The organism is Arthrobacter sp. Z5-13, from assembly GCF_056499105.1.
On record NZ_CP096460.1, the window covers coordinates 603,443 to 615,808 of the forward strand.

Here is a 12,366-nt window from a genome sequence, read left to right on the forward strand (position 1 = left end):
GCTCCACTAGGCTGGCAGGGAGAATTCCTGTCCTATTGAGCCGCAAGACCGAGGAGTCCCATGACCCGGAAGATCACCGTGAGCCTGCCCGATTCGGCACTTCGTCAGTACCTGAAGCCGAATCCGGACGTCACAGTGCTGGAATGGGACCTCGCGGGTGAACCTCCGCAGCCGAAAATCGACATTGTGGTGCCCCCGTACATGCGAGGCCCCGGAGTCCTGCGCAATCTTGAGGGCGTGGAGACCGGGCTGGTTCAGAGCCAATCGATCGGGTACGACGGTGTGGCGGACGCGCTGCCGCCGGGACGGGTTTTCGCGAACGCCGCCGGAGTGCATGAGACGTCCACTGCCGAGCTGGTTTTGGCCTTGATCCTGGCCAGCCAGCGGGAGCTTCCGCGTCACTTTCAGAACCAGCAACAGGGCAAGTGGGAGACAAGGCCTACTGCCAGCCTGGCCGACCGCCGCGTCCTGATTGTGGGCTACGGAGGAGTGGGCAAGGCCATTGAACAACGGCTTCTGCCCTTCGAAACCACCGTCACCAGAGTGGCCAGCAAGGAGCGGATCGACGGGACCGGCGTCGTCCACGGCATCGAGGAGCTCCCCGCCCTGCTGCCGGAGCATAACATCGTGGTGGTGGGGGTTCCGCTCAGCGACGCAACCCGGCACCTTATCGATGATGATTTCCTCTCAGCAATGCCCGACGGCGCGCTGCTGGTCAACGTCGCGCGCGGACCGGTGGCAGACACTGAGGCCCTGGTGCGTCACACGGGCAATGGACGGATCCGTGCCGCGCTGGATGTTACAGACCCGGAGCCGCTGCCCGCGGACCATCCGCTCTGGAGCACTCCAGGGGTGATCATCACCCCGCACGTCGGCGGGGCGAGTTCGGCGATGCGGCCGCGCATGGGCAGGCTTCTGCAGCGCCAGATCGATCTCATGGTTGCCGGGGAGCCGCCGGTCAACGTGGTGCTGGGCGGCTAACCCGGCTGGTAGCCAGGGTCGAAAGCGGCCGTTCATTTGAGAACAAGTCTCAATAACTGTTGACAATCCGTCGCCCCTTAATTTAGATTCAAAGAGAATCAAAAAGAGCTACACACACCACCCCAACCTTCCACAGCACCCCAACCTTCCACAGCACCCCAACCTTTCCGCAGCACCCCAACGAAACTATCTTTCCCTAACTCGTCGACAATCGACGACCATCTTCACCGAAGGAAACTAATGGCATTTGAATTCGAGACCAAGCCCAAATTCGTTACGTTCGACATGAACGGAACGCTGATCAAGTTCGCTATCAGCGACGCCCTGCGCGAGGTCCTTGGCGACCGGCTGCCGGCCGAGATCGCCGATGAGTACCTGCAGGCCTGCAAGGCATACCGCATTGACGAGTGCATGGGCGAATACAAGCCGTTCCGCCAGATCGTCGCCAACTCCATGGAACGCGCCTCAAACAGGCTCGGCATTGAGTACCGTGAGGCCGACGCCCAGGCTGTCTACGAGACTGTGACCACCTGGGGCCCGTACCCGGGAGTCACCGAGGCACTGAACCGCCTGGCCGAGGAAATCCCGCTGGTCATCATCACCAACAGCGACACCGCTGATGCCGCGCTCCTCGCAGCGAACCTCAAGGCCCCCTTCGAACTCATCATCAGCGCCGAGGAGATGGGCATGTACAAGCCGCGGCTCGGTGCGTTTGAGTACATGTTCAACAAGCTTGGCGTGACACCGGATGAGATCGTCCACGTCTCCGCCAGCCCGATGTACGACCTGCGCAGTGCCGCCATCCTGGGCATCAAGAACAAGGTGTACGTGGACCGCGGCTTCGAGCAGGACGAGCACTGGCTCGGCTACGAGCGGATCACCGACATCGCCGAACTCCCCGTCCTCTTCGGCCTGCCGCGTCCTACTTCCTGACAGTGGAATCAAGTGAAGGGCCGGACCGCGCTCGATGTGAGCGCGGCCCGGCCCGCGACTTCAAGCGGCCTATCGTCAGGCGGCTATCCGCAAGCCCGTTCGGCGTAAGCAATATCAGCGGTGTGGGTGACCAACTGTCCACCCACTGCCGCCTTGGCTTCCACCTTCACCGCTCCGGCCGGGACCGACGCAACACGGGCCGGGAAGGTCTGCACGGTTGACTTGCCGGGCTTCACGGCCTTGACCGACTTCTGCCCATAGGCCGACGTGAGAGTCAGCGCCATCGGCACGGTCCCGTCATTCCGCACTTCGACAGTGAGGACCACTTTGCCCTTTTCGCATTTGGTAGTCGCCGTAGCGGTCAGGGCCAGCGCAGGTTTCGGCTTCGCACGGACGATTGCAATCTGGTAGTTCACCTTCGTCACATGATCCTGCGCGTAGGACGTGAGAACGATGTTCGTCGGTTCCGTGCCGGCGTTCACCGTGATGGTTCGCGGTCTCGTGTCGTCGATCAGGATGTCGCCGATGGTGACCAGTCCGCTCGGGACTGCGGGGTCGGCGTCGAGCGCCACACTCGTGGCGTTCGTCGGCACCGTCAGGGTGTACGAGTGGAGGCCGGAAGCAAGCGCCGGGCTCAGCACCCCGGTGTCGGAGGTGAGTGCCTTGAGCTCAGCGTTGGTGTCGAAGGTGTTGGTCGTCGTCGTGTACACGCCATAGACACCGCCCACAAAACTGACGCCGTTGCCCTGGAAACGGACCGTGACCACGGGGATCTTTGCACCGTTGGCGTCCAGCACGTAATTGCCGTTCTGGTCGCGCTTGTAGCTGTCCTTGCCCGCGATGCCCTCCAGAACAGCCTGCGGGATTTGGTCGTACTGGAGGTACCAGCTGCTGGCGCCATTGGCGTTGGTGATCACCTCGTTTTTGAGCAGGACGTCGTTGAGGTACACGTCGAAGGTCCGGCCGTTATCGCCCCCGAAGTAGCGGACGCCGAGGTAGTTCTTGGCCAGGGTCGGGTCAACGATCATGTCGTACTGGAAGTAGGCGTCGGTGGCCCGCTGCCCGTCCCGGTACGGCTGCCCCAGGTGGGTGCCAACAGCGGACTTGTTGTACTTGTAGTTCTTGTCAGCCTCGCTGTTGTTGTTATCGAACGATGTCAGCGAATCGATGGTGGTCTCGTCAATCCGCAGCTGCTCCTTCTCCCGCCGGATCAGGTCCTGCGCTTCGGCGGAATCGGGCTGGACGAGGGTCATGTAGATCCCGTAGCGCGCGTTGTAGAGGCTGTAGTACGGCTCGAAAGTCAGAGCGGCCGACGCCGGATCGACGTTCTTCAGTGAGAACCGCATGGTTTCCACACCGTTCGCGTTCACGCCGTTTTCGTTGCGCACAAGGTTGTTCTCGATGCCGGCCTTCCAGGCCACAGCATCTGTGACGACGACGTTCGAGTTGACGGTCTTGTCTGCGGTGCTCATCCGGACGAGGACGCCGGCAGTGTAAGCCGCGTCCACGCTGTTCCGGTTCAGTTCGGTGGCAAGAAGCACCGGACCATACTTGAAGGCCACCCAGTTGGCGTTCTCCGTTTCGTCGTCGACCGTTACCTTGGCGGGCAGGGTGTATGAAATCGCATCGCCGGCACTAACCGGGACCACGATGTAGCCCGCGGACGTGAGCGGTGCGATATCGGTGATCGCGCCGTTGATGCTGAGGGTCGGTGTTCCGTTGACCCAGGACGGGATGCGCAACCGGACGCTGGTTCCGTCAACCACCGCTCCGCCGTCGAGCCCGGCAACCTGCAGCGTGACGGTCTCCTTGTTGGGGACATCGGCAGTCTGGGTCAGCTGCAGGTTGTGCGCGGACGAACGGAGGGCGGACGTGCGGAACTGATTGACGTACACCGAGTTTGTGTCTTCGAAGTAGATCGAATCGCCGAGCTTGGTGAAGCTTTCGATGCCGGTGCCGTGATCGCACCAGAACTCGTCCTGTTCATGTCCGAAGATCTTGGCGTAGCCGGCGGCCATTGGCTGGAAATAGGTGACCATGCCTGTCTCGGGGTTCTGGACCGGCAGGACGGAGTTGATGAAGGCGTGTTCGTAGTACTCCGCGTATTTCGCGTCCTTGGTGACCTGGAACAGCTCGCGGGTGAGCTTGAGCATGTTGTACTCGTTGCAGCCCTCTGAGGTGGAGTTTTCGCCGTAGCCGGTGGTCTGGCCGTTGGTTGCGTACTGGTGGAGGGTGTCCGGAGCATGGAAGTGCTCGGACTGGCTGTTTCCACCGTTGGCGTACGTGTGGTGGTCATGCACGATGGGCCAGAAGTTCTCAGCTGCCGTACGGTACATATTCAGGTTGGACTTCTCAGCATCCGTCAGCGTTGCATGGAGACGTGGATTGTCCGTGAACACCGTGTAGCGCTTGAGTGCCCCGATGAGCTTGGGGATGGTGGTGTTCGCGTGGAGGCCGTTGAGGACGTCCTGGCCGGCGGCGAGCTTCTGGAACAGCGTTACCTCATCGAAGTACTCCGCAGCGCGCTTGTGGGCCGGCTTTTCCGTGATGCTGTACAGCTCGTACAGGGCTTCGTTCATTCCGCCGTATTCGGTGCCGAGCAAGACTGCGGGGTTGGCCTGGCGGCCGGCCCAGTTGGTGATCCAAGTACCGAAACCGTCAGCAACCGCGAGGGCTTTTGCGGCTACAGCGTCAGGGGCATTGTCGTGGGCTTCGATCAGCCCGGCTACCACTTTGTGCAGGTTGTAGAACGGAACCAGCAGCCCATTCGCCCCCGACGGCAGATACGTCACGGGGAAGGGAGAAACGTAACCCGCATTGGCGGAATCCTTCGCCGCGTAGGCGTCCTGGCACCGCTTCAAACCGTCGACGGCGGCAGTCAGTTTCGCAAGCAGCGCGGACTTCGTCGTCGGGTCGGTGGTGGTGGAGTACGCCTGGGACAGGGCCGAGATGTAGTGGCCGAAGAAGTGACCCTGGAACCGGGTACCGGTTTCGCGTTCCCAGCCGCCGTAACCGGCCGCCGTCGTGGGTGTCAGTCCTGCCTGTTTGTAGAAGGAGAAGAGGAACTTCTCCGGGTCCAGGCTGAGCAGATAATCAATGGTTTTCTGGTTGCCGTTCACCAGGTAGGGATCCTGGACAGTCACGTCGCTGAGGCCCGCCTCGAGCAGGTAGACCGAGGATTCGAGGCCCTCCGGGAGTACCTCTACGTTGAATGTTCTGGTCACGGGGTTACTTCCTCCATAGGTGCCTGTTGCCGTGAGAGTCACTGTGACGGGCGAGCTCGGCGGGGTGACTGTTGCTGCGCCACCGTTGATTGCGATGGCGGCAGGGTTGGATGACGCCCAGCTGATGGCGGTTCCCTTGGAACCCTCCACAGGGACGGTGAAATTGGTGCTGACGGTCGGTGGAACGGTGACCGCATCAAGGTCTGACTGTGCAACAGCGCCGGCGTCGAACGTGGGGTTGTGCGCCTTGGTGAGGGCGACGACGTCGGTGGTGGACGCGACGCCGTCGTAAACGGTGTAGTCATCCAGCAGACCGTTAAGGTGGGCACCGTTGTAGAGGGGGCCGTTGTAGCCGAGGGTCTTGGTGGTGGTGCTCTCGGAACCCAGGACGCCAGTGGCAGTGCCAGCCACGGGGAACTTCACGATGGCTGACTGGCGGACGCCGTTACGGTAAATGGCAACGTTCTTGGTCGCCTTGTCGTAGGTGGCAACAATGTGAGTCCACTGGTCAGTGGGGAAGAAGGTGGACCGCGGAGCGTCAACGGCGACTTTGTACGGCTGTCCGGTGGAGGGGCCGATGGAGAGGGCCAGGGGCGTTGTGTTGTTCTCCGAGGTCAGGTACCAGCCGTCGGAGTTGTAGGCCTGCTTGTTCCAGCTGAACACCTGCTCGCCGGCCATCGCGATGTTCGGCTTGAACCAAAACGAAACGCTCAGGTCCGCTGGCTGCAAATGCCCGGCAGTGCCGAGGTTCACTGCGTTGGAGCCGTTGAAGTTGAAGGCTTGACCGGACAGTCCGGTGCCGTAGCCTGCCGTCCCTTTTTGCACGGTGGGTGCGTTGGCCTTGGGGCTGACGTCGGCGAGGCTTCCGTCGAAAGGCAGTTCCAGCACCTTCCTGTCATCCAGTGATGTTTCCGCCGAGAAGGCAGGTGAAGTCATTGAGACCAGTCCTGCCGCGAGCATGATCACGCTTGTGGTCGCGATCGAGCGTTGTAGTAGAGCCACTCTTGGTCTCTCTCCCTTGAGAAGACCCACCTGCTGAACGATGGGGAGCGTCGCAAGGGGATGCGAAAGCCAGCGGTGGATAGCTCATGTTAGCGTTCACAGTTGGAGCGCACAAGAGGCTTCTACAACGTGAGTAAGTGGGAAGCGAGTAGCAGTTGGGACGTGAGCGCTGCTGGCTACCGTGCCCCTTGAATTGCCGCCGAAAGCAGGCGGTCGAAGCTGTCGGTCCCGTTCTCCGGAGGGACTACGGTGAACACTGCGCGCCATCTCCCGGGTCCGCTCAACTCCAGGATTGACGCCCGTTCCACATGCAGATTCAAGCCCGGCACTCCGTTGACGAGGAGTGGAACGTGCTCGCCGCTCTTGACCAGTTGCCGGAACTGCCTGACTGAGAGCTGATCACCGGGAGTGCCCGTCACCTCGACGATTGTGTCGTTGACCCTCTTGGTCAGCCCTCTCATAAAACTCCTCTCGTCGGAGACAGCGGGAGCAGTGAGAATGGCTGCGAACATGAGAGTAAACAAGGCAATGGCCCCAAAACTCTGGAGGAAGGGCATGAACATCATCAGAATCAGCCCCAGGATCAAGCCCAAGATGCTGAGCAGGATGAACCTGACAATGGGATCTGGCTTTTTCGACCAGCGCACCAGCGTGACAGTGCTCTTGCCCGGTTGATTAAGCGCCAGGTTCTTCATGTTCAGTACCCCTTCACTTCCATAAGCGCTTCAGCCAGGATGACTGCCTGGCGTGCTTCCTTGAGATCGCTGTGGAGCCCCAGATCGGAGACGACGACGGCGGCACGGGTTGGGCCCGCAAGTTCAGAAAAGGCCCTGCTCAAGTTTTCGCGGTCTTGGGACAGCATCCGGGACGAATGCAGCTTGGCCCTGCTGACCTCAAGCTCCAGGAGCGACTTGTCGATCGCCTCGCGGCGTCCTTGCATGACCGCCAACTTTTCGGTCAGGTGCAGGATGCGGGCACGGAGCATTGACTCCATCTTCTGTGCGGTGTCGTGGAGCTCGCTCAGGGCAGTGTACGTCTGTAGCGAACCGGAAGGGGCGGCCGACGATGTGCCCGATGGTGCGCCAAAATGCAAGGCGAGCTGCTCGCCTACGTGGATCCGGCGTCGTTCCCATTTACGGAGTGCCACTGTGTACGGTCCCACAAGCAACGAGACGGCTTTGAGCGCATTGTCCAAGGAGGCGGCCCTTGTGATGAGATTTGCGGTGGCAGCGTCCAACCTTGCCAGGAAGGCGGCGTAGCTGTCAGGAGGGGGATCGTTTTTCCTGTTCATGCGTCACCGCCCGCAGGCCATGACGACGCCGGTGGGAATCCCTGCCGGTCTATCAGATCCTGCTCACGCTGGCGTGATTCCGCTCGCCAGAACGTGACCCCAACGCTCATGTCAAGAGGATAGATGTTCCGGGGCTGATTGTCATAGGGCTAATGGCCTGCGGGTTTGGGCCGGACTGTGGCGACGAATCCCGTAAACCCGGAGTACTCGCTCCTGGATGCTCCTATGTGAATCAACAAGGCAATCGACCTGAGGACATGCTGCCACGGCTCAGGCAGTTTGAGCATTGGGAAGACAGGCAGCTTAGCGGAACATCGCGTTCGGCTGTCTCGAGGTGTATGGAGGCTAGACTGCCGATCATGTTGTTGGAAACCGGTACGACGCGGCTCGTCAGTGAGTCTGAATCTTCAGTGCTGAGGTTCGGTGAGGAAAAACGATCGGATGGCCAGGGGGCCGGACGACGGCTGCTGTGGCATGGGTCAGACCCCGCGTTTGAACTCTCTTGGTGGTGTGGATCCTGCCCGCTGCTGTTCAAACGTCTGGAAGGTGCAAACGAGATATTATCGCTTCCAGAAATGCAGCAGATCCTGACCTCGGGCATCGACAGAATTGACGACGGTGTGCTCGATGCATTCACTGCACTGCTGCCGGGTGGATCCTACGTTCCTATGCTTCTAAGAGTGCAGCCCGAGTTGGTCTATCCGGGCCTTAAAGGAGACTATTTCAGCGAGGAACAAGTCGATACCTGGGGCGTGTCAGAATTCTGGGGTCTCCCCGAGTATCCGCAAACGCCGTACTACCGTACGTGGCAAGCACCGGTCGATCCGTCGGGGCACGCATTCGAGTTCGTCGTCCCGATGGTCCCTCCTACTTGGAATGACGCCGGTCGGGTGGAGGCGTACGCCCAAAAACTTTTGGGCTCGTCTGAGCTCACGGCCGTGGCTGTGTCGATTCTTGACGTTTGTCAGCCGGCCATGGACAACGGCACGGACTACTACGCCCACTGGGGTATTACTCATTTTCTACTCGATGGCCACCACAAAATGCAGGCCGCCGCAGAAGCGAACCGTCCGCTGCAGCTGCTGTCATTGCTCTCGGTTGAAGGCAGTCTCGCTGATGGATCCGATGTTGAACGGATCGTCGAACTACGAGCCAAGTCTCCCGTACGCAGGAATGCCGCAGCGCCTCGTTGAACTGTAACCGTCCGAATCGGGCCGAACCCAGGTTGAGAGGCAAATCTGATCCGCTGGACGCCTGGTTTCCGCTTGAGTCACACCGGTTCAAGTCCGTGTCCAGTATTACCGTTTCCGCTGCGCCCATTCTTCCTTTCTTCCTTGAGCATCTGGTCAGTTGGCGACACTGACGTGCGTGCGATTCAGGTCGTTGCGGACGGCGATGTCGAGCATCGCGGTCGCCATGTCGGCCGCCGTGATCGCCCAGCCTCCCTTCAGTGGGCCCTCGTCGCTCAGGCGATAGCGGCCTTTGCCCTCTGCAGACCGAATGCGCGGGGCTCGGATGGCAGTCCATTGCGCCTCGCTCTCCCATAGGACAATGTCCATGCGGCGCATGTCGTCATAGGTCGCACCGAGAAACTTCTGCAGTAACGGGAGCACGATCCAGAGCTTGAGCGGGCCCTGGTGCGCCCAATGATCAGCGACCTCTGAGGAGATGACCACGATCCGCGGAACTCTGTGCTCGTTCATGCACGTGATGAGGTTTCTGGTGCCCGCCGAGTACAAGCGGGTCGGTGTCCTCGATGCGCCGATGCCCACAGTGCTCACGACGGCATCGACCCCATCGAGCAGCGGTCGGACCGTCGCGAGGTCGAGTATGTTTGCTGGGCGTTTCATGAGCCTTGAGTGCTCGACGTTGAGCTGGTCGGGGTTGCGTGCGATCGCAACCACCTCGTGCCCTCGTTCCAGCGCCTGCTTCACAACGTTTCCGCCCACGGCACCTGACGCCCCGGCTACGAGGATCCGCATGTTTCCTTCTTTCCTGCGATGCGATCGCTACACTGGGACATATAGTACTGAAAGCGTATGGTTCCGATTCGGAAGTAACTCTAGCAGGAGGCTCGGAGATCGATGGCTGAGGAACAGGTCGCGTCGGTGCGCGCAGCGATGCAACGGCAGCTGGTCCACGCGGTCCTCAGCAACGACCGGGTGGCGCGCGACCATGGCCTGATGGTGACCGACCTGCAGGTGCTGCACCTACTGGTCCTGCGCGACGACGTGCGCTCCCCGCGTCAGATCAGTATGGCCACGGGGACTCCTCCCAGCACGGTGACCAAGCTTATCGACCGACTCGAGGCAGCCGGTTATGTGCGGCGAACCTCCGACCCAGGAGACCGCCGCCGGACAGTGCTCGAGTTGGTTCCGAATGCAATCGCCCCACTCCGTGTCCTGTACGGCCGCAGCGATGAGCAGTTCGATCAGATGAGCCGGCAGTTCACGCCTGCTGAACTGGAAGTTGTGAGTCGCTATCTCGATGCCGCCGCCGACTTCTACGCCGTTGACGGTGGATGAGCGCAGCCACCCTCGACCTGAATGTACATCGAGCAGTCGCGTAATGGTCTCCCCAATGTCGCTTCCCGCCGTTCCACCCAACAGCAGCCCACTTAGGGTTCCCCGCGGACGCCAAAAGACAAGTGAGCGACATCTGTCGCGCACTGGCAACTGCACTCTCACTGGCCCAGAGGTCAGCACGGCGGCGCTTCAAACCAGCAGAGAAATCCGTCGAGTCCTTGCCCTGGCGGGACCGTGGCGAAACCCCGCCATCACGCACAAAATAACCGCTGGACCCATCTCACTTGGGTTCCAACAACAGGGGACCCCCCCGTAAAGCGCCAGCCTCCAGCATCCGCTCCACCGCCACCCGGTGCCTTCGACGAGGTTCGGATCGGGCAGGTTCGGATTGACTAGCGTCGGAGCGAGCAGTTTTGGAGAAGCAGCCAGGGGAGGCCGGTGCCTAGAGTCAAAAGCATCACCCACCTACTCGCCAAAGGACCTGACATGACCTCCATCGAATCCGTCACCCTCGAAGTATCTGACCCGGCCGCCGCCACCGCCTTCTACGACGCCGCCTTGGGGTTAGGCGAGCGGTTGCGCGTGCGGGCCTCGGATGCCGGCACCACCGGGTTCCGCGGGTACACACTGTCGCTCATCGTGTCGCAGCCGTCCACGGTCAGCAGCCTGATTGACTCGGCTGTGGCTGCCGGCGCCGCAACACTGAAGCCTGTCAGCAAGTCGCTTTGGGGCTACGGCGGGGTTGTACAGGCTCCCGATGGCGCCATCTGGAAGGTCGCGACGTCGGCGAAGAAGGACACCGGCCCGGCTACCCGGGAGGTCGACAAGATCGTGCTCCTTGTGGCTGCCACTGACGTTGGCGCGACCAAGAAGTTCTACCTGGACCGGGGCCTCGCCGTCGGGAAGAGCTTCGGCAAGTACGTCGAGTTCGCCATGCCGTCGAGTCCTGTCCAGCTGGGGCTCTATGGGCGACGAGCCCTAGCCAAGGACGCCGGTGTCTCTCCCGACGGCGCCGGATCACACCGCATCGCGATCAGCAGCAACGCCGGCCCGTTCACAGACCCTGACGGATTCGCGTGGGAGGCTGTGTCGATGTGAGCCAATCCCGCAGCACTAGGTATGGCGGAGGCCTGGCGGCACCATTTTGAGGCTCCCACCGATTCCGTTAGGGTCTTCTGATGGAGCCACTCCTTCGATTCCCGGGTGACGTCCATACGTGGAGGCGGCCGCCGAGCTTCCTGCAATCTGCCGCTGTACAGGGACAGGTCTAAAGGAGATTCGTGAAATTCGTTGTCATATTTGGGCCCCCTGCGGTTGGCAAAATGACTGTCGGTCACGAGCTTTCGAAAATCACCGGCTACAGGCTTTTCCATAATCACATGACAATTGAACTGGTACTGAACTTCTTCAATTTTGGGGAGCCCAAGTTCGAAGCTTTGGTGTCCGAGTTCCGCCAACGCGTGTTCGAGGAAGTTGCCACAAGCGATTTGCCTGGGCTTATCTTCACCTTCGTTTGGGCTGTGGAGCACGAGGCTGAACGGGAGTACGTGGAGCGGATTTGCGACATCTTCAGGAACAAAGGTGCAGGCGTGTACTTCGTTGAGCTCCAGGCAGACTTGGAGGAGCGGCTGCGCCGGAACGAAACTGAATTCAGGTTGTCGCACAAGGCGTCCAAGCGGGACATAGAGAGTTCCAGGAAACGCTTGTTGGACGACGACGGGAAATACAAGATGAATTTCGACGGCGACTCTTTTATCAAAGACAACTACCTCAAAATTGACAACACGAATTTATCCGCAGCCGAAACAGCGCGGATAATTTCGGACGAATTCGCCTTTAGGGCGACTACCGAATGAAGACAGCCGGGTGCTTCAGCCAGCGAAAGTACCGTTGAGCAATGACGAGAAATTTTGAGGTGCGCCGCGCTAGACCCTCGGACGCGTCAGCTATGGCGAGAGTTCACGTGGACACTTGGCGCGAGACGTACCGGGGGTTGATGAGCGATGCCGTGCTGGACGATCCCGAGCTCCTGAGACAGCGCGAGGCATTCTGGGCAGCGGCTCTGACCGATCCAAAGTACAGCTTCAACACGGTAGCCGTGGCGTCGTACGAAGGCCGTCTGGTAGGCATCGCGATGTCAGGCCCTGCCCTCGGGGATGCCCGGCCGCAGCAGTTGCACTTGCTCTACGCATACGCTGCGCTGCACGGTTTAGGCGTGGGGACGGCGCTACTCAATGCAGTAATCGACAGCGCTGGGCCTGCTGCCCTTTGGGTTGCCGATCCGAACCCACGGGCTCAGACCTTTTACCGAAAGAACGGATTTGTCCTTGACGGGGCGGTGAAAACCGAAGACGGCGTCCGGGCAGTTCGAATGGTCCGGATTCAAGCTGCGCATCCCTAGGCTGGGTGG

General features: G+C 60.7%; 11 protein-coding genes. 7 read left to right on the forward strand and 4 right to left on the reverse strand.

Annotation, left to right across the window (positions count from 1 at the left end):
- Nucleotides 1-60: 60 nt before the first annotated feature.
- Both M1E02_RS02860 and M1E02_RS02865 read left to right on the forward strand, forming a co-directional pair.
- The gene (locus M1E02_RS02860) at nt 61-981 is read left to right on the forward strand and encodes a 2-hydroxyacid dehydrogenase (RefSeq protein WP_479376659.1); all 921 of its coding nucleotides are present in this window, start codon (nt 61-63) and stop codon (nt 979-981) included.
- 240 nt (nt 982-1,221) lie between these two features.
- Nucleotides 1,222-1,914: a haloacid dehalogenase type II gene (locus M1E02_RS02865; RefSeq protein WP_479376660.1), complete on the forward strand. Its 693-nt coding sequence runs from the start codon at nt 1,222-1,224 to the stop codon at nt 1,912-1,914.
- Nucleotides 1,915-1,997: 83 nt separating this feature from the next.
- On the opposite strand, the gene M1E02_RS02870 is transcribed toward M1E02_RS02865, so the two are convergent.
- The 3 genes from M1E02_RS02870 to M1E02_RS02880 all read right to left on the reverse strand — a co-directional run bounded on the left by M1E02_RS02870 (nt 1,998) and on the right by M1E02_RS02880 (nt 7,431).
- On the reverse strand, nt 1,998-6,074 hold the full coding sequence (locus tag M1E02_RS02870; RefSeq protein ID WP_479376661.1) for a beta-L-arabinofuranosidase domain-containing protein: 4,077 nt from the start codon (nt 6,072-6,074) through the stop codon (nt 1,998-2,000).
- A 242-nt stretch (nt 6,075-6,316) separates the two neighbouring features.
- Nucleotides 6,317-6,835, reverse strand: a complete 519-nt coding sequence (locus tag M1E02_RS02875) for a hypothetical protein (RefSeq protein ID WP_479376662.1) — start codon at nt 6,833-6,835, stop codon at nt 6,317-6,319.
- Between the two features lie 2 nt (nt 6,836-6,837).
- Nucleotides 6,838-7,431, reverse strand: a complete 594-nt coding sequence (locus M1E02_RS02880; RefSeq protein WP_479376663.1) for a hypothetical protein — start codon at nt 7,429-7,431, stop codon at nt 6,838-6,840.
- A 359-nt stretch (nt 7,432-7,790) separates the two neighbouring features.
- Between M1E02_RS02880 and M1E02_RS02885 the strand changes: the two genes are divergently transcribed.
- The gene (locus M1E02_RS02885; protein WP_479376664.1) at nt 7,791-8,624 is read left to right on the forward strand and encodes a hypothetical protein; all 834 of its coding nucleotides are present in this window, start codon (nt 7,791-7,793) and stop codon (nt 8,622-8,624) included.
- Between the two features lie 153 nt (nt 8,625-8,777).
- Here M1E02_RS02885 and M1E02_RS02890 read toward each other — a convergent pair whose 3' ends face one another.
- Entirely contained in the window at nt 8,778-9,413 is a 636-nt protein-coding gene (locus M1E02_RS02890; protein WP_479376665.1) for an NAD(P)-dependent oxidoreductase, read from the reverse strand.
- Between the two features lie 102 nt (nt 9,414-9,515).
- Between M1E02_RS02890 and M1E02_RS02895 the strand changes: the two genes are divergently transcribed.
- The 4 genes from M1E02_RS02895 (at nt 9,516) to M1E02_RS02910 (ending at nt 12,357) form a co-directional block, all read left to right on the forward strand.
- Complete coding sequence (locus M1E02_RS02895; RefSeq protein ID WP_479376666.1) at nt 9,516-9,956, forward strand: MarR family winged helix-turn-helix transcriptional regulator; 441 nt, start codon at nt 9,516-9,518, stop codon at nt 9,954-9,956.
- A gap of 486 nt (nt 9,957-10,442) precedes the next feature.
- Entirely contained in the window at nt 10,443-11,054 is a 612-nt protein-coding gene (locus tag M1E02_RS02900; protein ID WP_479376667.1) for a VOC family protein, read from the forward strand.
- 224 nt (nt 11,055-11,278) lie between these two features.
- Nucleotides 11,279-11,812 (forward strand): hypothetical protein, encoded by a 534-nt coding sequence (locus M1E02_RS02905; RefSeq protein WP_479376668.1) that lies wholly within the window; start codon nt 11,279-11,281, stop codon nt 11,810-11,812.
- A gap of 41 nt (nt 11,813-11,853) precedes the next feature.
- Nucleotides 11,854-12,357 (forward strand): N-acetyltransferase family protein, encoded by a 504-nt coding sequence (locus tag M1E02_RS02910; RefSeq protein WP_479376669.1) that lies wholly within the window; start codon nt 11,854-11,856, stop codon nt 12,355-12,357.
- The last annotated feature ends 9 nt before the right edge of the window (nt 12,358-12,366 follow it).

Bases quoted from the DNA above. Each gene is read 5' to 3' on its own strand.
- M1E02_RS02860 (WP_479376659.1), top strand. From the start codon at position 61: ATGACCCGGAAGATCACCGTGAGCCTGCCCGATTCGGCACTTCGTCAG.
- M1E02_RS02865 (WP_479376660.1), top strand. From the start codon at position 1,222: ATGGCATTTGAATTCGAGACCAAGCCCAAATTCGTTACGTTCGACATG.
- M1E02_RS02870 (WP_479376661.1), bottom strand. From the start codon at position 6,074: ATGACTTCACCTGCCTTCTCGGCGGAAACATCACTGGATGACAGGAAG.
- M1E02_RS02875 (WP_479376662.1), bottom strand. From the start codon at position 6,835: ATGAAGAACCTGGCGCTTAATCAACCGGGCAAGAGCACTGTCACGCTG.
- M1E02_RS02880 (WP_479376663.1), bottom strand. From the start codon at position 7,431: ATGAACAGGAAAAACGATCCCCCTCCTGACAGCTACGCCGCCTTCCTG.
- M1E02_RS02885 (WP_479376664.1), top strand. From the start codon at position 7,791: ATGTTGTTGGAAACCGGTACGACGCGGCTCGTCAGTGAGTCTGAATCT.
- M1E02_RS02890 (WP_479376665.1), bottom strand. From the start codon at position 9,413: ATGCGGATCCTCGTAGCCGGGGCGTCAGGTGCCGTGGGCGGAAACGTT.
- M1E02_RS02895 (WP_479376666.1), top strand. From the start codon at position 9,516: ATGGCTGAGGAACAGGTCGCGTCGGTGCGCGCAGCGATGCAACGGCAG.
- M1E02_RS02900 (WP_479376667.1), top strand. From the start codon at position 10,443: ATGACCTCCATCGAATCCGTCACCCTCGAAGTATCTGACCCGGCCGCC.
- M1E02_RS02905 (WP_479376668.1), top strand. From the start codon at position 11,279: ATGACTGTCGGTCACGAGCTTTCGAAAATCACCGGCTACAGGCTTTTC.
- M1E02_RS02910 (WP_479376669.1), top strand. From the start codon at position 11,854: ATGACGAGAAATTTTGAGGTGCGCCGCGCTAGACCCTCGGACGCGTCA.